This is a genomic window from Pseudooceanicola sp. DL12, assembly GCF_056270665.1.
Genome location: NZ_CM149884.1, coordinates 706,005 through 730,884, shown reverse-complemented (window position 1 = coordinate 730,884; position 24,880 = coordinate 706,005). Strand labels below are relative to the sequence as shown.

The 24,880-nt window shown below is 67.2% G+C and carries 21 protein-coding genes; 8 read left to right on the top strand and 13 right to left on the bottom strand.

Annotated features, from left to right (window positions below; translation table 11 throughout):
• Window position 1: 1 nt before the first annotated feature.
• Window positions 2–1,027 (bottom strand): TRAP transporter substrate-binding protein, encoded by a 1,026-nt coding sequence (locus AC0WR5_RS03390; RefSeq protein ID WP_475866911.1) that lies wholly within the window; start codon window positions 1,025–1,027, stop codon window positions 2–4.
• Window positions 1,028–1,242: 215 nt separating this feature from the next.
• On the opposite strand from AC0WR5_RS03390, the gene AC0WR5_RS03385 reads away from it, so the two are divergent.
• Entirely contained in the window at window positions 1,243–2,286 is a 1,044-nt protein-coding gene (locus AC0WR5_RS03385; RefSeq protein ID WP_475866909.1) for a LacI family DNA-binding transcriptional regulator, read from the top strand.
• Here AC0WR5_RS03385 and AC0WR5_RS03380 read toward each other — a convergent pair.
• Both AC0WR5_RS03380 and AC0WR5_RS03375 read right to left on the bottom strand, forming a co-directional pair.
• Window positions 2,283–2,993 (bottom strand): Rieske 2Fe-2S domain-containing protein, encoded by a 711-nt coding sequence (locus AC0WR5_RS03380; RefSeq protein WP_475866908.1) that lies wholly within the window; start codon window positions 2,991–2,993, stop codon window positions 2,283–2,285. The two genes, AC0WR5_RS03385 and AC0WR5_RS03380, sit on opposite strands and share 4 nt — an antisense overlap.
• A 346-nt stretch (window positions 2,994–3,339) precedes the next feature.
• Window positions 3,340–4,788 (bottom strand): flavocytochrome c, encoded by a 1,449-nt coding sequence (locus AC0WR5_RS03375; protein ID WP_475866906.1) that lies wholly within the window; start codon window positions 4,786–4,788, stop codon window positions 3,340–3,342.
• 422 nt (window positions 4,789–5,210) lie between these two features.
• Here AC0WR5_RS03375 and AC0WR5_RS03370 point away from each other — a divergent pair, with 422 nt between their 5' ends.
• The gene (locus AC0WR5_RS03370; protein WP_475866904.1) at window positions 5,211–7,415 is read left to right on the top strand and encodes an NADP-dependent isocitrate dehydrogenase; all 2,205 of its coding nucleotides are present in this window, start codon (window positions 5,211–5,213) and stop codon (window positions 7,413–7,415) included.
• 112 nt (window positions 7,416–7,527) lie between these two features.
• Here AC0WR5_RS03370 and AC0WR5_RS03365 read toward each other — a convergent pair whose 3' ends face one another.
• From AC0WR5_RS03365 to AC0WR5_RS03345, 5 genes are all read right to left on the bottom strand, one after another.
• Window positions 7,528–8,019 (bottom strand): GlcG/HbpS family heme-binding protein, encoded by a 492-nt coding sequence (locus AC0WR5_RS03365; protein WP_475866903.1) that lies wholly within the window; start codon window positions 8,017–8,019, stop codon window positions 7,528–7,530.
• A gap of 339 nt (window positions 8,020–8,358) precedes the next feature.
• On the bottom strand, window positions 8,359–9,288 hold the full coding sequence (locus AC0WR5_RS03360) for an L-lactate dehydrogenase (RefSeq protein ID WP_475866901.1): 930 nt from the start codon (window positions 9,286–9,288) through the stop codon (window positions 8,359–8,361).
• A gap of 416 nt (window positions 9,289–9,704) precedes the next feature.
• The gene (locus tag AC0WR5_RS03355) at window positions 9,705–10,853 is read right to left on the bottom strand and encodes an HlyD family secretion protein (RefSeq protein WP_475866899.1); all 1,149 of its coding nucleotides are present in this window, start codon (window positions 10,851–10,853) and stop codon (window positions 9,705–9,707) included.
• A 14-nt stretch (window positions 10,854–10,867) separates the two neighbouring features.
• On the bottom strand, window positions 10,868–12,682 hold the full coding sequence (locus AC0WR5_RS03350; protein WP_475866897.1) for an MFS transporter: 1,815 nt from the start codon (window positions 12,680–12,682) through the stop codon (window positions 10,868–10,870).
• Complete coding sequence (locus AC0WR5_RS03345) at window positions 12,679–13,128, bottom strand: MarR family winged helix-turn-helix transcriptional regulator (protein WP_475866895.1); 450 nt, start codon at window positions 13,126–13,128, stop codon at window positions 12,679–12,681. The genes AC0WR5_RS03350 and AC0WR5_RS03345 overlap by 4 nt, the downstream gene beginning before the upstream one ends.
• 241 nt (window positions 13,129–13,369) lie before the next feature.
• Here AC0WR5_RS03345 and AC0WR5_RS03340 point away from each other — a divergent pair, with 241 nt between their 5' ends.
• From AC0WR5_RS03340 to AC0WR5_RS03315, 6 genes are all read left to right on the top strand, one after another.
• Window positions 13,370–14,185 (top strand): helix-turn-helix transcriptional regulator, encoded by an 816-nt coding sequence (locus tag AC0WR5_RS03340; protein WP_475866894.1) that lies wholly within the window; start codon window positions 13,370–13,372, stop codon window positions 14,183–14,185.
• Window positions 14,186–14,358: 173 nt separating this feature from the next.
• On the top strand, window positions 14,359–15,471 hold the full coding sequence (locus AC0WR5_RS03335) for an ABC transporter ATP-binding protein (protein WP_475866892.1): 1,113 nt from the start codon (window positions 14,359–14,361) through the stop codon (window positions 15,469–15,471).
• Window positions 15,468–16,421: an ABC transporter permease gene (locus AC0WR5_RS03330; protein ID WP_475866890.1), complete on the top strand. Its 954-nt coding sequence runs from the start codon at window positions 15,468–15,470 to the stop codon at window positions 16,419–16,421. Before AC0WR5_RS03335 ends, AC0WR5_RS03330 begins: the two co-directional genes overlap by 4 nt.
• Before the next feature lie 4 nt (window positions 16,422–16,425).
• Window positions 16,426–17,259, top strand: a complete 834-nt coding sequence (locus AC0WR5_RS03325) for an ABC transporter permease (RefSeq protein ID WP_475866888.1) — start codon at window positions 16,426–16,428, stop codon at window positions 17,257–17,259.
• A 30-nt stretch (window positions 17,260–17,289) separates the two neighbouring features.
• A complete protein-coding gene (locus AC0WR5_RS03320) occupies window positions 17,290–18,321 on the top strand; it encodes an extracellular solute-binding protein (protein WP_475866887.1) in 1,032 nt (343 codons plus the stop codon).
• Between the two features lie 114 nt (window positions 18,322–18,435).
• On the top strand, window positions 18,436–19,668 hold the full coding sequence (locus AC0WR5_RS03315; RefSeq protein ID WP_475866885.1) for a serine hydrolase domain-containing protein: 1,233 nt from the start codon (window positions 18,436–18,438) through the stop codon (window positions 19,666–19,668).
• Window positions 19,669–19,670: 2 nt separating this feature from the next.
• On the opposite strand, the gene AC0WR5_RS03310 is transcribed toward AC0WR5_RS03315, so the two are convergent.
• From AC0WR5_RS03310 to AC0WR5_RS03290, 5 genes are read right to left on the bottom strand one after another with little or no spacing between them, the layout of a single operon-like run.
• Window positions 19,671–21,158 carry a gamma-glutamyltransferase gene (locus tag AC0WR5_RS03310; protein WP_475866883.1) on the bottom strand — a complete coding sequence of 496 codons (1,488 nt, stop codon included), beginning with the start codon at window positions 21,156–21,158 and terminating at the stop codon, window positions 19,671–19,673.
• A gap of 10 nt (window positions 21,159–21,168) precedes the next feature.
• The gene (locus tag AC0WR5_RS03305; protein ID WP_475866881.1) at window positions 21,169–21,918 is read right to left on the bottom strand and encodes an SDR family NAD(P)-dependent oxidoreductase; all 750 of its coding nucleotides are present in this window, start codon (window positions 21,916–21,918) and stop codon (window positions 21,169–21,171) included.
• Entirely contained in the window at window positions 21,915–23,297 is a 1,383-nt protein-coding gene (locus tag AC0WR5_RS03300; protein ID WP_475866880.1) for an amidase, read from the bottom strand. Before AC0WR5_RS03300 ends, AC0WR5_RS03305 begins: the two co-directional genes overlap by 4 nt.
• Window positions 23,297–23,620 (bottom strand): 2Fe-2S iron-sulfur cluster-binding protein, encoded by a 324-nt coding sequence (locus AC0WR5_RS03295; RefSeq protein WP_475866878.1) that lies wholly within the window; start codon window positions 23,618–23,620, stop codon window positions 23,297–23,299. The genes AC0WR5_RS03300 and AC0WR5_RS03295 overlap by 1 nt, the downstream gene beginning before the upstream one ends.
• 54 nt (window positions 23,621–23,674) lie before the next feature.
• The gene (locus AC0WR5_RS03290) at window positions 23,675–24,871 is read right to left on the bottom strand and encodes a cytochrome P450 (RefSeq protein WP_475866877.1); all 1,197 of its coding nucleotides are present in this window, start codon (window positions 24,869–24,871) and stop codon (window positions 23,675–23,677) included.
• Window positions 24,872–24,880 lie beyond the last annotated feature (9 nt).

Below are 24,880 nucleotides of genomic sequence, written 5' to 3'. Positions count from 1 at the left end.
CTCAGCCCGGGATCTGGTCGATCATGTCGTAGAGCTCGCCGTATTCCTCGCCGAAACGCTCGTTCACCAGCTCGCTGACCGAGGCGCGGAATTCATCCACCTTCAGCCCCTCCTCCGGGCCGATCACCGTCATGCCCAGGTCGCGCAGCTGCTGGGTTTCCGAGGCCTCGTTGTCCAGGATCGCGGCGGTGGCCTTCTGCCGGGTCATCTCGGCGGCCTCCATGATCGCGGCCTGCTGCGTCTCGCTCAGGCCCTGCCAGACGCTCTCGTTCATCACCACCATCTCGGCGTTGGTCATGTGCTGCGTCAGCATCAGGTAGTCCTGGATCTCGTTCAGCTTGACGTTCAGCACCACGTTCACCGGGTTTTCCTGCCCCTGCACCACGCCCGTGGCCAGCGCCGTGGGCACTTCCGACCAGTCGACCGGCACGGCAACGGCGCCCATGCCCTCGACGGCGGTGGTGTACATCGGGAAGGGCACGGCGCGGATCTTCACGCCCGCCAGGTCCGCGGGGCTCAGGATCTCCTCGTTCGCGGTCAGGTTCCGCGCGCCGAAGTAATGCGCATAGATCACCCGCACGCCGGCGTTCTCGATCAGCCCCTCGTTCAGCTTCTGCATCACCGGGGAATTCACGTCGGTGACGTTCATCAGGTGCTCGACCGAGCGGTAGAGATAGGGCGTGTCGAGCGCCCCGAAGGGACCATAGAGCGAGCCCAGTGCGCCGGCGGTGTTGTGCGAAAAGGCGATCGTTCCGAGCGAAACCGCCTCGGCCATCTCCTGCAGCTTGCCCAGCTGCCCGGCCGGAAAGACCTGCACCTCGATGTCGCCGTCGCTGGTCTCGGCCAGCGCCTCTGCGAACCAGTCGGCCTGCGCCCCGGCCACCGAGGCCGGCTCGTTGTTGTGGCCATAACGCAGCGTCGTCTTGGCACTCGCGGCCTCCGGCAGACCCGACAGGCCGGTGGCCAGCGTCGCCGCTCCCAGGATGCCCAGCGCCGAACGGCGGTTGATTGTCCCTTTGATCTTCATGATGTCCTCCCTGACAAAAATGAGGTGTTCTGACGGCCTCTCCCAACCGCCCACCCCGGGCCGGCGCACTCGTCACAATTCCGCAGCGCAGCATGACGAAGATCGCTACATCAAGCGTCACGGCGATACGGCAAAACAGCAAACATGCCAGCTATTGACCGAGGCTAGGTTTCCGCGCACCCTAAGTCAAAATGTTTGAAATGAGGGTTTTTGAGGTGTCTGAGGGTTCCGATCAATCCGGCAAGCCGCAGCTCCGCGATCTTGCCGCACGCTCCGGGGTCTCGCTGGCCACCGTCGACCGGGTGATCAACCGCCGCAAGGGCGTCAAGGAGCGCACCCGCCGCCATGTTCTCGCCGTGGCCGAGGAGATCGGCCTGCTCGACCCGGTCGAACTGGCCCGCCTCACGGCGCCGCGCCCGCCCAACATCGCCTTCCTGCTGCCGGCGGGTTCGAATCCCTACCTGCGGCTGCTGGGCGAGATGGTGCGCGCCCGCGTCGCCACCGCGCAACAGGGCGCGCCGGAGCTGCGCTGCTTCTTCATCGAGGGGTTCGATCCCGCCGCCCTGGCCGAGGCCCTGCGCCGCAACGCGAAATGGGCCGACGGCATCGTCTTCTTCGGCCTCGATCACCCCGAGGTGCGAGAAACCGTCTCCGACCTCGCCCGCGGCGGCACCCGCCTCGTCACCATCGTCTCCGATCTCGGGCACCCGGGCATCTCGGCCTATGTCGGCATGGAGAACCGCGCCGTCGGCCGCACCGCCGGCTACCTGCTGGGCCGGCTGATCCGGGCCGAGGCCGGCGCCGTCGCCCTGGTCGCGGGCTCGCGCCACTACCGCGCCCATACCGAGCGCGAGGCCGGCTTTCTCTCGATCCGCGAAGAGCTCTTTCCCCATCTCGGTGTCATAGGCCTGCACGAGGGGCATGACGACAGCTCGCAGAACTATCGCCACACCCTCGACCTGCTCGGGCAGCACCCCGACCTGGTGGGCATCTACAACGTCGGCGGCTCCTCCGGCGGCATCGCCCGGGCGCTCTCGGAGCAGAACCGCGGCGACATCGTCTTCGTCGGTCACGGGCTCACCCCCGACACCCGGCGCGCCCTCCTGGGCGGCGCCATGGACGTGGTGCTCAATTCCGATCCCGCCACGCTGATCGACCGCGCCCTCGCCGCCATCCGTCAGCCGGATCACCCCGTCGCCCCGGTCAAGCTCGACATCGTCCTGCGCGAGAACCTTCCCACCGAGGAAGCCACGGCCTAGAGGCCGGCACCGCCCTCGGCGGCCGCCGCCTCGATCGCCGCCGCCATCGCCGCCAGCGCGGCGCCGTAGCGCGCCCGGATCCCGGCAATCTCCGCCGCATCTGCCGGCGCATGCACGCCCAGCCGCACCGCCCGCAGCACGCTGCGCCCGGCCTCCTGCGGCTGCACGAAGAGCACCATCTCCTCCTCGCCCACCCGGAAATGCAGATAGGCCCCGGCGGTCTCGAACCGCGCCACCGGCGTGCGCGCCATCGTGAACCCCGCCGACAGCTTCAGGCACAGCGCCGGCGGCGCGGCCACCGGCTGTTCCGACAGCGACAGCCATCGCGCGCCACTCAGCACCTCCGGCACGTCAAAGGCCGGCGCCGGCTCCGGCGCGGCCCAGATCAGCCCGGCCCCCTCGGCCGCCGGAAAGGTCTCCGGATCGCCCTCGCCATAGCCCTTCAGCGCCACCCGGTGGCAGGCACAGACCAGCGCCTCGCCCGAGACATGCGCCCCCTCCAGCAGCGGCGCGCCCCCGACCGGACAGCGTGCGGCCCGCGCCCGGATGCCGCCGCCCGCGCCCTCGGCCCGCCACAGCACCATCTCCTGGCCCAGCAGCACCGCCCGGATCGGTGCCCCCACCTCCAGGTCCTCCGACGCGGCGACGGGATACCAGGGCCCGAGGCCACCGGCCCCGCCCATGTCTCTCGTCGGATCGCTCGGCATGATCGTTCCTTTCGACAAACCTGCGCGTCTCGCGGCACCGCCAGCAGGCGGTGCAGGTCGTTCCCGTTGCGGGCCTGCGGGGCGATACGGGCTCCGGCCGGGGCGGCAAACAGGCCCGGCCTTGCGGCCCGGCGCCCCGAACTGATCATGGCCGCACGCTAATATGGCAGGGCAGAATCGCCCAATGCCACATGCGCCGCGGCCGCCCCACGGCGGCTCCCCGCCGGCAACTGCCCGGGAAACAGGCGATTTCGTCCCGTCGAACGGGCCCTTGCCGGCCTCCCCCCGCGCAACAAGAAAGCCCCCCGCCGTGGCGAGGGGCCCTCCCGTTCCTGCAGGCTCCGCCTCAGCGGGCGGCCTGGGACACCTTCTTCACCGCCGCCGCGGCGGTTTTGCCGGCCACCCGGCCAAAGACCAGGCAATCGATGATGGCGACACTGCCAAGGCGGCTGGCGCCATGCACGCCCCCCGTCACCTCGCCCGCGGCATAGAGGTTCGGGATCACCTCGTTGTCGATGTCGATCACCTGCGCGCGGCCATTGATCTGCACCCCGCCCATTGTGTGGTGGATCTTGGGCCAGATGTGCATGGCATAGAACGGCGGCTCGACCATCGGCTTGACGTTGTCGAGGAAGGTCTTGCCGAATTCCTCGTCATTGCGCGCCTCGACATAGCCGTTATAGCGCGCCACCTGCGCCTCCAGCGCCTCCACCGGCATGTCATAGGCCCTTGCCAGATCGGCAATCGTGTCAAAGGTCTTCACCAGCCCGGTTTCAAGGTCCTTGCGCAGGCCCCACCAGATGAACTTGATGCCGTAGTTGTCACAGATCCCCACGGCGGGATGGCCCGTGGCCACTTCCGCATCGGCGCGGATCTTGCGGTCGGCCAGCTCGTCGACAAAGCGCTTGCCCGTGGTCGGGTCCACCATGATGCCATAGGGAAAGACCGATCCGCCGGCAAAGCCCGGCCCGGTGCCCATGCCCTTTTCGTCCGGGCTGGCCCAGGGGCCCAGCTGGATCCAGCTCAGCTGCACCGGGTTGGCGCCGATGCGCAGCGCCGCCTTCAGCCCCTCGCCGGTGGCCCCCGCATGGTTGGTGGAATCAAAGGCATCGGTCAGCCGCGGATCCTGCGCCGTCCGGAACGCCAGGTCGCGAGAGAACCCGCCCGAGGCCAGGATCACCGCCCCGGCCTTCACATACTCCAGCGTACCGCTGTGATCGTCGGGGAATTCATAGTTTTCCCGGATCGCCACGCCCTGCACCGCGCCCTGGGCATCCTGCAGAAGAGCCTCCAGCTTGCAGTTGAAATTGATCTCGACGCCCAGCTCCTTCAGCTTCTCGACCTGCCGGTTCACGATCTCAGACCCGTGGCCGTTCTTCGTCTGCAGGGTCCGCGCCACCGAGTGGCCGCCCATGATGTTCACCCGGTCGGCATATTCCGCGCCCAGGCGCTCCTGCGTCCAGACCACCGTGTCGTTCGACAGCTCGGCCACCGTGCGGGCCAGCTCGACGTTGTTCAGCCCCAGGCCCGCCGCCTGCATGTCCTGCAGCATCAGTTCGGGGGAATCCTTGACCCCCGCCTTTTCCTGCCATTCCGAACAGGCCGCGGCGACCTGCCCGCCATTGATCATCGAGTTGCCGCCATAGGTGTCCATCTTCTCGTAGATCTTCACCCGGGCGCCGGCATCCACCGCCTCGATCGCGGCCGAGAGCCCGGCAAAGCCGCTGCCGATGATCACGATGTCCACCTCTTCGTCCCATTTGTCCGGAACGACGGATTTCACGGAAGCAGTCATGGTCTTTCCTCCTTTTTCATCGGAATACGTACCAACTGCCCGGACGATACTCCTCGTTCAAAACCCGGTTTTGACTCAGATCAATCCCCTCTGGGATCGGCCATTTCCGGCCGATCCGTGCCCCTCGCGCCCCACGTCGCGCGCCTGCCCCGGCCGCGCGCTCCGGCGCCCCCGGGGCCATCGCGCCCGGCGCCGTTTTCGGGCCGCAGCGCAACATTTCAAGCGCGCCCTTGCCTGCAGCGGCGGGCAAGACGCGCTCCACTGTTGCTATCGGCGCGATCACAATCTAGGTGAGTTCTGACGAATTTTCCTGCGTCCATGGCAGAGCCCGGTTCGGATCCGGCCTCCGGACGCCCGTCCTTGCGTTCACCGCCGCCCGCCACGCGGCCCAAGATTCCTGATTTGGAAAAGGGGGAAGAAACATGGCAGATCCCAAGCAGCCCGATATTGTGTATACAAAGGTAGACGAAGCGCCCGAGCTCGCCTCGGCCTCGCTCCTGCCCATCATCCAGGCCTTTGCCGCCTCCGCCGGTGTCACCTTCGGCACCAAGGACATCTCGCTCGCCGGCCGCATCATCGCCACCTTCTCCGACGTGCTGCCCGCCGAACAGCAGCAGCCCGACGATCTCGCCCTGCTGGGCGAGCTGGTGAAGACGCCCGATGCCAACGTCATCAAGCTGCCCAACATCTCTGCCTCCGAGCCCCAGCTCGTTGCCGCGGTGAAGGAGCTTCAGGCCCAGGGCTACGCCCTGCCCGACTACCCCTATTCCCCGTCCACCGACGAGGAAAAGGCCGTCCGCGCCAAGTACGACACCATCAAGGGCTCCGCCGTGAACCCCGTGCTGCGCGAGGGCAACTCCGACCGCCGCGCCGCCGTCGCGGTCAAGAACTATGCCATGGCCAACCCGCACCGCATGGGTGAGTGGACCGCCGACAGCAAGACCCGCGTCTCCGCCATGTCGGGCGGCGATTTCTTCTCCAACGAGAAGTCCGTCACCCTGAAGGAGGCCGCCACCGCGAAAATCGTGCTGGAAACGCCTGAGGGCGAGACCGTCCTGAAAGAGGCCGTCTCCTACCCCGCCGGCACCGTGGTCGATGCCACCTACATGTCCGCCGCCGCGCTCGACGCCTTTCTCGCCGAGGAAATCGAGAAGACCAAGGCCGAAGGCACGCTCTTCTCGCTGCACATGAAGGCCACCATGATGAAGGTCTCCGACCCGATCATCTTCGGCCACGCGGTCAAGGCCTGGCTGGCCCCCGTCTTCGAGAAGTACGGCGACAAGATGGCCGAACTGGGCGTGAACCCCAACGGCGGCCTCGGTGCCCTGCTGGAACGCGTCGCGGGCGAGCCCGAGATCATGGCCGCCATCGAGGAAGTGCGCGAGCTGCGCCCGCCGATGTACATGGTGAACTCCGACAAGGGCATCACCAACCTGCACGTCCCCTCCGACGTCATCATCGACGCCTCCATGCCCGCGCTGATCCGCGCCGGCGGCAAGGGCTGGGGCCCGGACGGCAAGGAACACGACACCAACTGCGTGATCCCCGACAATTCCTATGCCCCGGTCTATGATGCCACGGTCGAATTCTTCAAGGCCAACGGCAAGCTGAACCCGGCCACCGCCGGCACCGTTCAGAACATCGGCCTGATGGCGCAGAAGGCCGAGGAATACGGCTCCCACCCCACCACCTTCGAGATCCCCGCGGCGGGCACCGTCAAGATGATCCTCGAAGACGGCACCGTGATCCATTCGCATGCCGTCGAGGCCGGCGACATCTGGCGCTCCGCCTCTGCCCGCAAGGCCCCGATCGAGGACTGGGTCAACCTGGCCATCGAGCGTCAGGCCGACACCGGTTTCCGTGCCATCTTCTGGCTCGATGCCGCCCGCGCCCATGACGCCGAGCTGATCGAATACGTCAAGCCGATCCTCGAGGCCAAGGGCGTCGCCGACAAGTTCGAGATCATGGCCCCCCGCGAAGCGACCATCGCCAGCCTGGAGACCATCACCAAGGGCGAGAACACCATTGCCATCACCGGCAACGTGCTGCGCGACTACCTGACCGACCTCTTCCCGATCCTCGAGCTCGCCACCTCGGCCAAGATGCTCTCGATCGTGAAACTGATGAACGGCGGCGGCCTCTTCGAGACCGGCGCCGGCGGCTCGGCCCCCAAGCACGTGCAGCAGCTGATCGAGGAAAACCACCTGCGCTGGGACTCCCTGGGCGAATTCTGTGCCCTGGGCGAGAGCTTCAAGTTCCTCGCCGCGTCGAAATCCAACCCCAAGGCCAAGGTCCTGGGCGAGGCCGTCGACAAGGCCACGCAGGGCATCCTCGACAACAACCGCTCGCCCTCGCGCAAGGCCGGCGAGCCCGACAACCGCGACAGCCACTACTGGTTCGCCCGCTACTGGGCCGAGGCACTCGCGGCCCAGACCGCAGACGCAGAGCTGGCGGCCTATTTCGCGCCCATCGCGCAAAAGCTGGCCGAGGGCGAAGAGCTGATCCTGTCGGAACTGGCGGCGGTCCAGGGCAAGCCCGCGGATCTCGGCGGCTACTACCACGGCGACCCGGAAAAGGTCACCGCGGTGATGCGCCCCTCCGCCACGCTGATCTCGATCATCGGCTGAACGGCAGGGCACGGAACGGCGGGCCACTGACAGGCGGCCCGCCCCCGCCGGAAACATCAAAGCCGCCGCCGGATCGCTCCGACGGCGGCTTTTTCGTGCGCGCGGGTTATGCTCAGCCGTCCGAGCTGTCGCCCGACAGCGCCTTGGCCGCGGCCTGGGCCACCGGCGTGTCGATGGCGCCATCCGGGGTCGAGACGCCCACGCCGCCCAGGTCGACACCATCGGCCGAGAGCTTGGCGCCCCCGGGCATCGGCGCCAGGCCCGGCACGGCCAGCAGGTTGCTGGCGCCCCCCTCGTTCAGCATCTTCAGGAAATCGTCGGAATCGGCATGGAACAGCGCCGCGGTCTTCGCCTTGGCGATGGCCGAGGCGTCGCAGCTGGCATAGGCGCCCTGCTGGCGCTCGAAGAAGATCACCGATCCCTCGGCATTGGCCACCGCCACGCAGCCCTTCACGTCGCGCGCCGCCATGGCCTCCTCTGCGGCCGCCACCACCGTGGCCACGTCCTGATCCTCCAGCACGCTCTGGGTGGTGACGGCGCCGGCCTGGCCTGCGCCGAGGAATAGCACCGGCAGCGCGGCGAGGGTTAGAACCATCTGTTTCATCTCGGGTCTCTCCAGTCTTGCTTGCCCGGCCCGGGACAGGCGCGGCAGCGCCCGGCCCGGAACATCGGGATCCCCTTCAGGATAGGCACGCTCGGCCCGCAGACAAGGCCGCCGCACCCGGTCACGACCGCCCCGGGCCGCCCCGCGACGCGCCCGACAGGTCCGGGCGACGCCCCCGGCCCTTGCAGCACAGGTCCGGCGGCCGCACGGCGGAAAACCGCCCGCCCCGCGCTCCTCGCCTTCGCAATTTCGTGAGGAATGACTGAGGTTTAGCAGGACACCGACGGTTCGCTCAGGGAATGGAGGCGGGCACGGGCCCGCCCCACCCCGCCGCCGCGCTCAGGCCAGCTGCAGCGCGGTCTCCTTCAGCATCTCGGCAGAGCGGCGCAGGGCATGGCTTTCGGCATAGTTCAGCTGCGGGATCAGCGTCTCGACCGCGCCACCGGCGCCGATCACCCGCGGCAGGCTCAGCGCCACGTCGCGCACGCCCTCGATCTCCTCGACCGTCATCGAGACGGTCAGAACCGCGCGCTGGTCATCCCGGATCGCGCGCACGATCCGCGCCAGCCCGGCGCCGATCCCGTACCAGGTCGCGCCCTTGCCATCGATGATCCGATAGGCCGCCCGGCGCACCAGCTGGTCGATCTCGCCGCGCACCGCCTCCGTGACGGGCCGGCCCACCTGCTCGGCGAACTCGCCCGCGGCCTCCGATCCCGCCCTGGCCGAGGACCAGGCCAGAACCTCGCTGTCGCCATGCTCGCCCAGCACCCAGGCCTGCACCGATTCCGCCGCGATGTTCAGATGCCGGCCGAGGAGATAGCGGAACCGCGCGGTGTCCAGCACGGTGCCCGATCCGATCACCTGCGCCCGCGGCAGGCCGGACGCCCGCAGTGCCACCTCCGTCATGATGTCGACGGGGTTCGAGGCAATCAGCAGGATGGCCTCCGGGGCGTATCGGCCGATCTCGCCGATCACCTGACCAAAGACATCGGCATTGCGGCTCAGCAGGCTCAGCCGGCTCTCGCCCGGCTTCTGCGCCACCCCGGCGGCGATCACCACCACCTGCGCCCCGGCCAGCGCCGCATAGTCGCCCGCCCGCACCTGGCAGGGGGCTGCAAAGGGCACCGCATGGGCGATGTCCTCGGCCTGGGCCCGCGCCATGTCGGGGTTGTGATCCACCAGGACCACCTCGCTGGCGCTGGCCTGCAGCACCATCGCGTATCCCGCCGCCGAGCCCACCATGCCCGCACCCACGATTCCCACCTTCATGTCGTTCTCCCACTCTGCCGGCCCATCTCCACTGCCGCCATGGTAGCGATCCGGCCCCCGCGGTCAAAGACAAGCTCAAACCCGCCAAGCCTCGCCTGCAGCGGCAGTCCCGGCGCCACATTCAGAAGCCTCCGGCGGGGATATTTACGGCCAGATGAAAGAGCGCCATCGCTCCCTGTCATCTGGCCCGAAATATCCCGGGGGAGCGCCGCAGGCGCGGGGGCAGAGCCCCTGACCCGCGCAGATTAACCATTCTTCGAGCCCGGTTTCGCACCGACGCCTTACCGACAGGATACCGACGTAATACCGACGTTGGAATTGCGCGATTTCAACAGGTTAATCATATTCCAAAAACAAGATGCCGACGCCCGTTTCCGGGGCGCCGGCATCTGTTCGAACCGAGCGGAAAGGCGCGTTCAGGAGGGGTCGCTTTCCTCTTCCGCATGGTCTGCCGTGGGCCAGCCAAGCTCGGCGCCCGAGGGCGGCAGCTCCTCGCGGGCAGATTGGTTCTCCTCCGGCAGCGCCGCCGCGGCAGTATCCACCCGCGCCACCACCGACATCCCCGGAACCAGTTGATCTGCAAGCGGTTGTCCGGCGTCGATCGCCACCCGGACCGGCAGGCGATGGGCGATCTTGATGAAGTTGCCGGTGGCGTTCGAGGTGCCCATGACGCTGAATTCCGAGCCTGTCGCAGGCGCAAAACGCTCCACCCGGCCGGTCAGTCTCGCGCCGCCAAGGGCATCGACGGTAAAGCTTACCGGCTGGCCCAGGTGCATCCCCTCAAGCTGGGTTTCCTTGAAGTTGGCCACCACCCAGATCCGATCCGGCACGATGGTCGCCAGGTTCGTCCCCGCCGAAACATACTGTCCCACCCGAGCCGAAACCTCCCCAAGCCGCCCGTCCACCGGCGCGGTGATCGTGGTGTTGTCGAGGTTGATCTGCGCAAGGCGCACCGCCGCCTCGGCCTGGTCCACGCTGGCCTCCAGCGACTTGCGGCTGGTGATCACGGACGCCAGGCTCTGCTGCGCCGTTTCGACGCTGGCCTCGGCCTGCTGCAGCGAGGCCTTGGCCTTTTCATAGGCCAGCTGTTCCTCCTCCAGGTCCTGGGCGGTGATGACTCCCCGCTCCTTCAGCTCCTTCGAGCGGTTCAGGTCGGCTTCCTCCTGGGCCAGGCTGGCCTGGGCAGAGACCACACCGGCCTTCGCCGAGGCCAGGCTCGCCTCGGCCGAGCGGCGGTCCTGCTCGGAACTGTCGAGAGAGGCCTGCGCGGATTCGAGCGCCGCCTTGGCCGAAGCCAGGTTCTCGCGATAGGTCCGCGCATCGAGCTGTACCAGCAGGTCGCCGGCCTTGACGCGCTGGTAGTCCTGCACCGCGACATCCTCGACCAGGCCGGAAAGCTGCGGCGCGAGGAAAGTGACCTGACCTTTGACATAGGCGTCATCGGTCATGCGCGTGGAAGAGGTAAAGGGTGGCAGGCGCCAGGCATAGAGGATGCCGGCCACGCCCAGCACACCGATGACGATGGCCAGGACCGTGGCAATATGACGGGAAAATTTGGAGAGCATGACTATCACTCGGTTCAGGCAGGTTGCGTTTCAGGATCGGATTCGGCGCGTTTCGCGGCCAGGCCGGCCCGCAGCGCGTCCAGCGCCACATGGCCCAGCAGAAGGCCAAGGGTCAGCACGGCCAGCACCGCGGTCAGCTTGAAGGCATCGGCATAGGCCATGACGTAGGCCTGCGTGCTGGCCTGCGTGGCCAGCTGCTTGACGGCCTGCGCGCTGCGCTGGGTCGAATCCGAAATGGTCGGAGCATAGAGTTTCACGAGCTGGCTCAGGCTTTGTGTCACCAGCGGATCGGTTTTTGACATTGCCGCGTAGAGGTCCTGCAGATGGACCTGCTGGCGGATCTTGACGAAGGTCTGGAAGACGGCACTGCCGAGCAGCGCCCCCACTTTCTGTGTTACCAGGAAGACGATGATGAAACTCAGGATATATTGCCGTCCCTTCATCAGCGCCGCCATGAAGCCCTTGAGCATCGCAGGCGGCAGGAAAAGCGCCGAAGCCAGGCCGATCAGCCCCTGCGAGACGTAGAACTGTGCCGGAATGAAATCGGAGGTCACACGGCTGTCGAGCAGGGCGCCAATGACGATCATCACCAGGGCCACGCCATGGAAGTAGGGTTCGCGCCCCGGCTTGATCGTCACCGCACAGATCACCCCGCCCAGGATCGTCATCGCCAGGACGATTGCCCAAAGGCCCATCATCTCCTGGTTCTGATAGCCCAGGATGCGCATCAGGCCGGCCACGCCCGAGGTCTGCTCGCTCAGCAGAAGGCGGAAGAGCAGAAGCGCACCGGCGAAATGCATGATGGCCGGGCTCAGGATCCAGCGCACGTCGATCAACGGCGATTCACGGTTCAGTTCCATTGCCACCGAAGCGGCCAGGCAGCCGATCCCCAGGGCCAGAGTCCAGCCGATCCAGGCGTGTTCCGTCCACCAGTAGGAGGCCGCCAGGGTAAAGACCACGGCGAGACAGCCGAAGCCTATGAAGATAAAGGAGAACGAGATCACATCGGCCGGGTGGATCACCTTTTCCCGCGGCTGCGGGGCCAGCGGCAACAGGTAGATCAGCCCGAGCGCCACCGCGGCCATGGAGGCCTCGAGCGCCGTCAGCCCGTGCCAGCCACCGGTCTCGATCAGGTAGGGCGAGATCAGGCGCGTCAGCGGTGAGCCGATGAAGATCAGCGTCAGGGCAAAGGCGACACCGATGTTCAGCTTTTTCTGGGGCGGCAGGGGCTCCAGCGTGTAGAGGAAGGCCAGCGAAGTCATCGGCGCGGCCGCACAGCCGCAGATGAAACGCACCGCCACGTTCGAGATCAGCCCGTCCGCGGTGTAGTTCAGCAGCCCCGCCAGCAGGAAGAGCATGATTGACCATTCAGCAAAGTGGCGCAGGCCGTATTGCGCCCGGATCTTGATCAGTGCCAGCGTCAGCGAAACGTTCGGCGCCATGTAGGCCGCAAAGAGCCACATGGTCTCGTACTGGGTCGCCCCAAAGGCGCCCTGCAGCTGCGTCATGTTCGAGGAGACGACGCTCTGGCTGAAGGATTGCGACAGGGCGAGCATGGCTGCGGTCAGGAAATAGGCGGCGGCGCGCAGCGGGTGCATCGGCGTGAAGGGCGGCATGGCCGGCGCTCCGCCCTGCGGTTTCGCGGGGGCTTCGGCCGGCTCGGGGGCACCCTCATCGCCGGCGGCCGCCTCGCGGTCATCCTCTGCGGCCGGGGCCTCCGGTTCGGCAGGGCGCTGCTCCGTGGTCCCCTCCCCCGGGGCCACGGCGTCTGCCGGCGCCTTTTCTGTGTTGTCGGGGCGTGTCTGCCCATCTGGGGAGGGGGTCGTCATGATTGGTCCAGCTTCACAAGGTTGTCGATCATCTGCAGGATGACCCTGTGCGCGAGGTCGAGGTCCTCGGGCGCAATACCCGAAACAACTTCCTCGCGCAGGCTTTCTGTTAGATTAAGAATCGTCTCCACATGTGATCGCGCAGCCTCGGTCAGGTAGACATGGCGTTGCCGCCGGTCTTCCTGCGAGATCTCCCGGTGCACCATTCCGCATTCTTCCAGGCCGTCGATCATGCGCGCCATCGTAGGGCGTTCCACATCGGTCATTTCGGCCAGCGCCGCCTGGCTGGCGCCGTCGTTGCGCGCCAGGACAAGCAGCAGGCGCGCCCGCGACTGGGTAACGCCAAGGTTTGCCGCCCGCGCATCGAAACGCGTGCGCAGCTTGCGAGTCATCGTCGAGATGTCGCGAAAGAATATGGTCGGGTTGGCATCGGTTTCTTGTGACATGGGATAACAGGTAGCCCCCTAATCGTTAGCGTGCTACCTAAATTCCCCGATCCCGTTTGGCAAGCCGACAACACCTGCGTTTTCTGCACAGCTCCTATGCAGCGCCATGTGCAGCCCCGCGCGAACCTGCCCGCCCGGCCCGTCCGCGCCACTTTCCGCAGGGGTGTCTGTTGCGACTGTCGCCCCACTCGCGCAAGATCCCCGGATTGGGCAGAAGCAAGAACAAGAAAGAGTGCAGACCATGCACGAACCGATCGACATGTCATTGCCGGACAAGCCCGACGGCCCGGAGCAGACCACGCGCCTGCACCTCGCCGACACGATTCTGGCGCTGCACAGTGCCGATTTCTTCCCCGAGATGACACGCTACCTGCAGAGCCTCACGGCCTTTTCCGGCATTTTCGTCAGCCGCCTGCACGCGTCGAAACCGCCACAGCACCTCTATGACAACGTCCGTGCCGAAAGCCGCGCGCATGTGGTCGATCAGTACCTCGACACCGCCTACCTGCTCGACCCCTTCTTCAACGCCTACCTCGCGGGCAGCATCCACTCGGTCAACCGCCTGCGCGACGTGGCCCCAGACCGCTTCACCCGCTCGACCTACTACAAGCATTACTATGGCCTGCTGGGGCTGCGCGACGAACTGGGGCTGCTGATCGACATGCCCGACGGCTCCGCGATCTTCTACTCCATCGGCCGGGTCGGAGATGCCCCGCGGTTCGGCGCCCGCAGTGTGCAGGCCTTCGAGGAGCAGCTCTGCGTGATCGCCTCGCTGACGCAGAAGCACCTGCTGCACACGCCTCGTGCCGATCCCGCCGACATTGCCGCCGAGACCCTCGCCGGCGCCCTGGAACGCTTTGGCGAAGGCATCTTGACGGCGCGGGAGCAGGAGGTCGCCGCGATGATCCTGCGCGGTCACTCCACTGCCTCGATCTCTTCCCGCACCGGCGCCGCCGCGGGCACGGTCAAGATCCATCGCAAGAACCTCTACCGCAAGCTCGGCATCTCCTCCCAGTCCGAGCTCTTCGCCCGCTTCCTGCAGACGATGCTGGGCTGAAATCCTCGCCGGCGGCGCGAATTTCAGCAGATGACGGCGCCCATCCAGGGTGACGTGGCGTGGATGCCGCGGAACCGGTCCATCTATCCCCAAGGGGATATTTACGCTTTTCCGACTCGCCCCCTAGGCTTGCCTTCAACGCGGCAAGACGTGAACTACAGGGGGTGTAAACCATGGCCCAGCCCGGCCCGTCCAAGCAGCCGGAACCCGCCATTTCGGCGCGTTCCATCGTCAAGACCTTCGGCCAGGGAGAAGCCGCCGTCCAGGCGCTCAAGACTGTCTCCCTCGACATCCGCGAGAACGAGTTCTTCACGCTCCTCGGCCCCTCGGGCTGTGGCAAGACCACGCTCCTGCGGATGATCGCGGGCTTCGAGCTGCCCACCGAGGGCACGATCTACCTCTCCGGCCGGGACATCACCGCCCTGCCCCCGCACAAGCGCCCCGTGAACACAGTCTTCCAGAGCTACGCGCTCTTTCCGCACATGACCGTGGCCGAGAACATCGGCTTCGGCCTAAAGATGCTGGGCCGCCCCAGGGCCGAGATCGCCGAGATCACCGCCCGCATGCTCGCCCTTGTCCAGCTCGAGCCGATGGCCAACCGTCGCACCGACCAGATGTCCGGCGGCCAGCAGCAGCGCGTGGCACTGGCCCGGGCTCTTGCCCCCTCGCCCAAGGTGCTGCTGCTCGATGAACCGCTCGCCGCCCTCGACCTGAAGCTGCGCAAGGAAATGCAGCTGGAGCTGAAGCGCCTGCAGAGCGAGACCGGCATCACCTTCATCTTCGTCACCCATGACCAGGAAGAGGCGCTGACCATGTCCGACCGCATCGCCGTGATGAAATCCGGCGAGGTCCTGCAGGTCGGCGCGCCCGAGGACATCTATGAACGGCCCGCGCACCGTTTCGTGGCCGACTTCATCGGCGACATCAACATCCTGAACGGCACGCTTTCGCAGGTGAACGGCACCCTTGGCCAGGTCGAGCTCGCCCCCGGCTGCACCATCGCGGCCCGCCTGACCACGGCCGGTGAAAACGCCGCCCGCGTGCCCGTGGCGATCCGCCCCGAGGATGCCACCCTGGCCCCCGGCGGCACCCCCGGCACCCTCGCCGGCACCATCGAGAACATCGTCTACTTCGGCGCCGCCACCAATCTGCACATCGCCCTGCCGGATGGTCAGCGCTTTGTCGTCCGCTGGGCCGGGCGCCTGCCTCCGGCGGCCAACATCCACATCGGCGGCCCCGCCGCCATCGACCTCAGCGGCGCCAATGCCCAGGTGCTTGCCGGATGAGCCAGGTCAACGCCTCCTCCCCCGCAGAGATATCCGGCGAAACGCCCGCGCTTGACGCGGCCCGCCGGCAGAACCGCAAGCGTGCCACAGCCAATCGCACCGGCCTGCTGGTGCCGGCGATCCTGACGATCATGGTCATCTCGATCCTGCCGCTGGCGATCACCGTGGTCTATTCCTTCCTGAAACCCGGCACCTATGGCGGCGTCGTCTGGGAATTCAGCCCCGATGCCTACATCCAGTTCCTCTTCGAGCGCGACATCTTCGACGACACGCTCTCGTTCAACCCGTCCTACCTCTCGATCTACCTGCGCTCAATCGGCCTTGCTCTCGGCGCCACGGTGGGCGCCCTGATCCTGGGCTTTCCCACTGCCTATTTCATCGCGACGAAGCCGCGCGAGAACCGCAACTTCTGGCTCTTTCTCGTCACCCTGCCCTTCTGGACCAACCTGCTGATCCGCACCTTCGCGATGCTGCTGATCATCCGTGACGACGGCATCATCAACATGGCCCTGATGAAGCTCGGGCTGATCGAGACTCCGCTGCAGATCCTCTACACCGACACCGCCGTCTTCATCGGGCTGATCTACAGCTTCCTGCCCTTCATGGTGCTGCCGCTCTACGCCAGCCTGGAAAAGCTCGACTTCCGCCTGATCGAGGCCGCCTACGATCTCTATGCCTCGCGCCTGAAGGTCCTGAAGGAGGTAATCCTGCCACTGGCCAAGCCCGGCATCATCGCCGGCTCCATCCTGGTCTTCATTCCCTGCCTCGGCTCCTACATCACGCCGGAACTGCTCGGCGGCGGCAAGAAGCTGATGATCGGCAACATGATCGCACTGCAGTTCGGCAGCTCGCGCAACTGGCCCTTCGGCTCGGCCGCGGCCCTCATCCTCATGGCGCTTGTGATCATCGCCCTCTGGATCAACCTGCGCCTCGCGCGCGACAAGGAGTAATCCGATGGCCGAGACCTCCGCGAAGAAACCCAAGTACAAGACCATCGACCTGCGCCGGCAGCCGGGCTTCAACGCCATCGCCTATTTCTGCCTGATCTGCCTCTATGCGCCCGTCGTCGTGCTGATCATCTTCTCCTTCAACGACAACCGCTCCGTCGTCCGCTGGACGGAATTCTCCTTCCGCTGGTACATTGAGGTCTGGCACGACAGCGGCATGCAGAACGCCGCCTGGATGTCGATCCAGATCGCCTTCGTGGCCACCCTCTTCGCCACCACCTTCGCCACGATGGCGGCCTTGGCGACCACCCGTGTGACGCCCTACCGCGGCATGAACATCGTCTTCGGCATCATCAACCAGCCGCTGATGATCCCCGAAATCGTCACCGCCATCGCCACGCTCTCGCTCTTCTCTTTGGTCAAGAAGCTTACCGGCATCAACGGCATCGGCTACCTGATGGCGGCCCATGTGGCCTTCTGCATCCCCTTCGCCTTCATGCCCATCCGCGCCCGGCTGCAGGACATGACCCTGGTGCTGGAACAGGCCGCGGGCGATCTCTACGCCACGCCGTTCCGCACCTTCCGCTATGTCACGCTGCCGCTGGTCATGCCCGGCATCGTGGCCGGCGCCATGCTCGCCTTCGTCGTCTCGCTCGATGACGTGATCATCACGCTGATGGTCGCCGGCCCCGGCGAGACCACCCTGCCGCTCTACATCCTCGGCGCCATCCGTCGTGGCATCACCCCCGAGATCAACGCCGCCTCCACCATCCTGGTGGCGCTCTCGGGCCTGCTCGTCACAGCGTTCTTCTTCATCCAGAAGCGCTCAAATCGCCGGTAAACGGCATATAAAACAGGGAGTATCCACCTCATGACCTCACTCAGGACTGCGCTGCTCGCGGCCACGTCTCTCTCGCTGCTCGCCACCGCGGCGGCGGCCGAGGGCGAACTGCACATCTACAACTGGGGCAATTACACCAACCCCGACCTGATCGAGAAATTCTCCAAGGAATACGATGTCGACGTCACCCTCGACAGCTACGATTCCAACGAGACCATGCTGGCCAAGGTCCAGTCCGGCAACACCGGCTACGACATCGTGGTGCCCGGCGACTACATGATCGCCGTGATGATCGAACAGGGGCTGCTGGCCAAGGTCGAGCCCAACAAGATGTCCAACTTCGGGAACATGGATCCCAAGTGGGTCGACGTCTACTGGGATCCGGGTCGCGAATACTCGATCCCCTACCAGTGGGGCACCACCGGATTCTCCGTCGATACCACCGTCTACGAGGGCGACATCGACACCCTCGACCTGCTCTTCAACCCGCCCGAAGAGCTCAAGGGCCGGATCAACATGCTCAACGACATGAACGACGTGATCAACGCCGGGCTGCGCTACAAGGGCTATGACCGCTGCAATGACAACCGCGAACAGCTCAAGGACGTCACCGAGCTGCTGCTGAACGCCAAGCAGTACTGGCGCACCATGGATTATTCCACCATCGAGAAGCTGACCTCCGGCGATGTCGACCTGTCGCAAACCTGGAACGGTGCCGCCCTGCGCGCCCGCAAGGAACGTCCGGACCTGGCCTATGCCTATCCCAAGCAGGGTTTCAGTGGCTGGATGGACAACGTCGCCGTGCTCTCCGATGCGCCCGACATGGACAACGCCAAGCTCTTCATGAACTTCATGATGGAGCCGGAGAACGCCGCGCTCACCTCGAACTTTGCCCGCTATGCCAACGGCATCAAGGGTTCCGAGGAATTCATGGATCCCGATATGCTCGACGCGCCCGAGATCGTGATGCCGGCCGATGCGCCCGCCCCCGATTTCGTGCCGCCCTGCCCGCAGGACGTGGTCGACATGTACAACAAGATCTGGACCCGCCTGAAACAGTGATCACGGCCCGCGGGGCCTGATCCCCATCATCCGCCCCGGCCCGTGACAGGTTCCGGCGCCCCCTCGTGGCGCCGGAGCCGAGCAAGGCGCGCACTCTCCGAAAGGCTCTCCCGCATGTCCGACAGCACGATCACCTTCCCTGCGCCGGCGCCCCGCACCGCCCGCGAGATGGGGATCATGCAGGGTTTTCCGCCACCGCCGGAAAAACGCCCCACGCTCGAGAACTGGGATCTGCCGCCCTTCAACCGCTGGAGCTTCCAGCACATCCGCAGCCTCTTTCCCACCGTCGACGTCCAGCGCGGCAGCGGCCCGGTGGATGATATTCCCACGGCCCCGCAGGATCTCGGCGGCATCACCTTCCAAACCGCCGGCGGACAGCGGATGCGGCTCGACGATTTCCTGCTGGCCTCCTACACCGACGGCTTCCTGGTCCTCCACCGCGACCGGATCGTGCATGAATCCTATGCCAACGACATGGCGCCCGACACGCCGCACCTGTCGCAATCGGTGGCGAAATCCGTCGTCGGCCTGCTCGCGGGCATCCTCCACGCGGACGGCCTGCTCGATCTCTCGGCGCCGCTCTCAGACATCGTGCCAGAGCTGGCCGCCTGCGGCTTCGGCGATGCCACCGCCGATCAGGTCCTGGACATGCAGAGTGGCGTCCGCTTCACCGAGGATTACAACGCCCCCGACAGCGACATGACCCGGATCGACATCGCCTCCGGCTGGCGCCCAACCCGTCGCCCAGGTCCGCGGCCGACGATCCGCGATGTCATCCTCACGCTGCCGCGCATCCGTCCGCACGGGCAGCGTTTCGAGTACCGCTCGATCGAGACCGACGTGATCGCCTGGGTGCTGGAACGCGTCGCGGGCGCGCCCCTGGCCGATCTGGTCAGCGCCCGCATCTGGCAGCACATCGGCGCCGAGCGCGACGCCTTCTTCACCGTCGACGGGGCCGGCACCGCGCTGGCCGATGGCGGCTTCAACGCCACGCTGCGCGACTACGCGCGCCTCGCCCGGCTGGTGATGACCGGCGGCCGGGCCATGGGGCGCCAAGTGCTGCCCGCCAGCTGGATCGACGGCCTGCGCCATGGCGAGGCCGCCAAATTCGGCGCGCCCTACGATCAGATCACGCCCGGCGGCGCCTATCGCCGCTTCTGGTGGATCCGCGACAATGCCCGAGGCGACGTCTGCGCCCGCGGCGTCTTCGGCCAGCTCCTCTATGCCGATCCGGCCAGCGAGTTGCTGGTGGTCAAGCTCTCGACCTGGCCGGACTACGTGATCCGCTCCTACACGCTCGACACCTTCCGTGCCATCGACGCGATCCGCGCCGAACTGGGCGCCTGAGGTCAGACGGCGCCGCTGGCCGTCAGCCGCCGCCAGTCGGGCAGCGCATGGGGCACGCCGCCCTGCACGCCGGCCACCACCACCGCACCCAGCCGCGTGTCGCCCGCCGGAAGCATCCGCAGGTCGTGCCCCAGCGCGGCGAGCGCCTCCGCTTGGGGATGGCCCTCCTCGATCAGCACCGCGCCGTTTTCCGAACGCCAGCGCGGCGCGGCCACGGCCTTCGCCAGGTCCATGCCCTCCACCCGCGCCTTCTGCAGCACCTGCAGCAGCGTCTGCACCTGGCCGTCCGCGCCCGGCGTCGCCATGGCCCAGACGGCCCCGGTCTCTACCTCGGTCAGCAGCGCCGGCGCAAGCGTGTGCACCGGCCGCTTGCCCGGGGCGGCATCGTTCGGTGCCGGGCCGAACCCTGCTGCCCGGTCGTTCAGGGTAAATCCGCCCTCGGGCACATAGACCGCCGATCCGAAATCGTCGAAGACGCTCACCAGCGAGGACACCACCATGCCCTCGGCATCGGCACAGGCCACGCCGGCAGTATGCAGATAGGCCCGCGGCCCGCCCCTGAGCAGCGCGCGCTTCGGATCAAAGCTCAGCTCTTCGGCCATCAGGCTCTCGCCCTCGGCGGCCCGCGCGCGATAGGCGAATGCCGCCTCGGTCAGCTCGATGCCTGCATGGTCGCTCGCAGCCCCCGCCTCCGGCGCCGCCGCTTCCAGCGCCCGCATCGACATGTTCAGCAGGATGCCCTGTGTCGCCGGCGGCTGGGTATGCAGCCGGCACCCGGCCCAGTCGCTTGCATTCGGCGCCCTCACATCCGTCTCGTGGGTCACGAAATCACTCGCCGTCAGGCAACCGCCCAGGGCCCGCACCGCATGTTCCACCGCCTCGGGGATCGCCCCTTCGTAGAAGGCCGCCTCGCCCTCCACGGTGATCCGCCGCAGCAGCGCGCCAAGCTGCGGCAAGCGCACCCTTGCCCCGACGGGCTGATCGAAGAGCGGCCATTCGCCGCTCTCGGCCCCGCCTGCGACCAGCCGGTCGCGCTGGATCTGCAGCGCCTCGCCCAGGTTGCTCGACACATGGAAACCGCCCTCGGCCAGGGCAATCGCGGGGGCCAGCAGCTCGGTCATGGCCACCCGTCCAAACCGCGCGTGGGTGGCGGCCCAGGCGCTGACCAGCCCCGGCACGGTGATCGCGTTCGCGCCTTCCAGCGCCTGGCCCGCATAGGCCATCGGCGCCTTGCCGGTGCCGTTTATCGCCATCACCTCGCCGCCCGCATGGACCAGCGCCAGCATGTCACCCCCCAGACCGCAGGCATCCGGCGCCACCACGGCCAGCACCGCCTGCGCCGCGATCATCGCATCGGCCGCCGTGCCGCCCAGCATGAAGGCCCGCTGCCCGGCCGAGACCGCCAGCGGATGCGCCGCCGCGATCGTGCCGGTGATCCCCGTGATCACCGGCCGCTCGGCCGAGGAATACCCGTCGGAAAAGTTGAACATCGCGTCCTCCTCAGACTGCCGTGAACCCACCGTCTACCACCAGCGAGGTGCCTGTGACATAGCGCGCGGCCTCCGACGCCAGGTAGAGCACCGAGCCCGCCACTTCCTCCGCAGTACCGTGGCGCCGCATTGGGATACCACCGTCGATCTGCGCACGCACCGCCGCCGGATCTTCCTGGTGCTCCCAGAAGGCATCGTTGAAGGGCGTGTCGACCCAGCCGGGCAGCAGGGCGTTCACCCGGATGCCGTCCGGCGCCAGCTCGTCGCAGAGCGCGCGCACCAGGCCGATCACCCCGGCCTTGGTGGCGTGATAGGCGGGCATGCCCGCATGGCCCCGCATCGCCCCGGTCGAGGAGGTGAAGATGATGCTCGGGTTGCCCGAGGCGCGCAGGTGCGGCGCCGCGGCCTGGGTGATCAGAAAGGGCAGCCGCAGGTTCAGCGCCATCGAGGCCTCCCACATCTCCACCGTCCAGTCTTCCAGCTTGGCCGAGACCAGCGTCGCCGCATTGACAAAGACGCAGTCGATGCCGCCCAGCCGCTCCACCGCAAAGGCCACGGCTGCGGCCGGTGCCTCAGTCGGCACGAGATCCAGCTCGAGCGTCGCCACCCGACCGGCCAGCGCCCCGGCCTTTTCCTCCAGCGCGGCAAGGCCCGCTGCGTTCACGTCACAGACCACCACGTCGTGGCCCTCGGCGGCAAAGGCCAGGGCCACGGCGGCCCCGATCCCGGTGGCTCCCCCTGCAATCAGCGTTCTGGTCATGGGTTCGTCCCTTTCGTCGTGAAATTCTCTGTTTGCAGGTGGTCATGGGTCCAACCCACCCGCGCTTCAAGCTGTGCGCCCAGCCCCAGCAACAGCGCCTCGCTCCCCGGCGCCGCACCGAAGAGCACGCCCTCGGGCATGTTCCGCCCATCCCGCAGAAGCGGCAGGCAGAGGCTCGGCGCCCCGCTCAGGTTCCAGGGGCGCGTGAAGCAGGTATAGTGCCGGTTCAGCGCCATCGTCTCGCAATCCGGCCGGCCCAGCGACAGCGCGCCATGCGCCGGCGCCCCCGCGTTCAGCGCCGGCTGCATCAGCACATCGAAATCGTCCCAGAGCCGCGCCATCTCCGCGCGCCAGCGCAGCACCACGTTTCGCGCCCGCAGCACCGCCGCTCCGCTCACCCCGCGCCCCGCCATAACCCGGGCCCAGGTCGCCGCTTCGAAATGCTCCGGGCAGGCGGGAATGCCGGCGGCCTCTTCCATCGCCGCCACGGTCTCCGCCATCGAGGCCAGCCGCAGATCACGTTCCGCCGCGGCCAGCTCGGGCCCGATCTCCGGCAGGCTGGCCGGCAGCATCTCGTGCCCCAGCCTGCGCAGAACATCGGCCACGCCCTCCAGCCGCGACAGGATCGCCGCATCGGTCGGTCCGCCATCCGCGGCCCGCGTGATCCGTCCGATCCGCAGCGGCCGCGCGCATGGCACCACCCCGGCCAGGTCGGGCCGCGCGGCACCAACCGAAAGCGCCAGCGCCTGATCCGCCACGCCCCGCGTCAGGGCATTCTGCGCGGCAAATCCAGCAGCGCCCTCGATCCGCTCCGGGCCCAGCGGCACCAGGCCGTGCGTCGGTTTCAGCCCGACCAGCCCGCAGAGCGCGGCAGGGATCGTGATCGACCCGCCCGCGTCACTGGCCAGCGCGATGGGCACCACGCCGGTGGCCACCGCCACCGCCGCACCGCCGCTCGACCCGCCGGCGGACAATTCGGTATCGTATGGATTGCGGGTGACCATGCCCCAGCGGCGGCTCTCACAGCTCGAGCTCCCGCCCAGCTCGGGCGAATGGCTCAGCCCGACGATCTGCGCCCCGGCCTGCAGGTAGCGATCGACGATCACCGCATTGGCCCGTGCCGGGGCCGCGGGAAAGTCGCTGCCGTTCACCGTGGGCCGCCCGGCCAGGGGCATGTGCAGGTCCTTGACCAGCACCGGCACGCCCCGCAAAACGCCCTCTGCCGCCCCCCTCAGGGGCGGGTCGAATGTCTCGCAGACGGCCTCCAGCGCCGGGTTCACCTGCGCCAGTCGCGCCCGGTTCGCCGCCGCGATCGCATCGGCCTCCAGCCCGCTCCGGGCCAGCGCCAGGGCAGAGAGCGCGCCCGGCGCAGGCACCATCAGTATTGCTCTTCCGGCAGGCGCACGATCAGCCCATCCATGGCCTCGGTCATGATCAGCTGGCAGGACAGGCGGCTCTCGGGCAGGCGTTCACTGGCCGTCGCGTCCAGCATCTCCTCCTCCACCGGGCTCACCTCGGGCAGCACGAAACCGTCGCCGTTCTGCACGTAGACATGGCAGGTGGCACAGTTGATCGCCCCGCCGCATTCGCCGACGATCCCGTCGACATTGTTCATGATCGCGGCCTCCATGACAGAGGTGCCGACGGCCACGTCGACCCGGGTCTCGGTGCCATCGGGGGCGATAAAGGTCACACTGGGCATAGGTCAGAAATCCTTGGTTGGGTCGGGCGGCGCGCCTCCGTGCCGCCCCGCCTCTCACGCCGCTTTCGGCGTCAGTTTCAGCGGCAGTTTCGTCAGGCCGCGCAGGCCGGGGTTCAGGCGCACTTCGCTGGGGCCGGCCACTTCGACGGCCTCGATCTGCCGCGCAAAGGCCTGGAAGAAGCACTCGGCCTCCAGCCGTGCGAACATCTGGCCGACACAGCCGTGCACGCCCACGCCATAGCCCAGCTGGGTGCCGCGGATGTTGCGGGTGATGTCGAAGCTCTCGGGCGCCTCCCAGACATCGGGATCCCGACCGGCAGAGCCGATGAAGATCATGACCTTCTCGTGCTTGCCGATCTTCTGGCCGGCGAACTCGGTCTCCTTCAGCGTCGTGCGGAACAGGCTCTGAGAGGAACTGTCCAGCCGCGTCGCCTCCTCGAAGGCCGCACGCGCCAGGCTCGGATCATCGCGCAGCAATGCGTATTGATCCGGGTGCTCGGCCAGCAGCCGCAGGCACAGCCCGATGCTGTCCACCGTGGTGTCGACGCCAGCAGACAGGAAGGTCCGCACCAGCATCATCGCCTCCTCCTCGGTGATCTGCCCCTCGTCGGCAGCGGCATAGATCATCTGGCCCACGCCCCCGGGTGCCAGGCGATCGCGCTGGCAGCGCTCCATGATCCAGTCCGGGACATGGGCGTTGTCGGCCATGAACTTCTCGTACCAGGGAATGATCGGTCCGAAGGAACCGAAGACCATCGCGCCATAGACGAGCAGGTTCTCGCGATCATCCTCCATCAGGCCCACGCTGTCGGGGAACACCTTCAGCGGATAGCGCTTGGTCAGCGCCTCGACCGCCTCGATGGTGCCGTCGTGCTTGACCTCGGACACCATCTTCTCGGCGTCTTCCTCGAAGCGGCCGCGGATCTGGCGCAGAACCTTGGGGTTCAGCGCCCGGCTCAGCACCGTACGGGTGCGTGTGTGCTCCGGCGGATCGACCTCCAGGATGATCGAGGGCTTCCGCCAGGGCGGCGTCTCGAAATAGTTGGCAAGTCCGCCGCCACCCGCGTTGGAGTAGGTCTCGTAGTCGGTCAGGATCGTCTTGCAGGCATCGTAATGCGAGACGGCCCAGCAGCCGTGCTTTTCCAGCCAGACGATGGGCCCCGCGGCGCGCAGCTCGGCATAGGCGGAATAGGGATCGCTGCGGAACTCCTCGGAGAACGGGTCAAGCTGTGATGTGACGCGGTTTGGCATTGTGCTCTC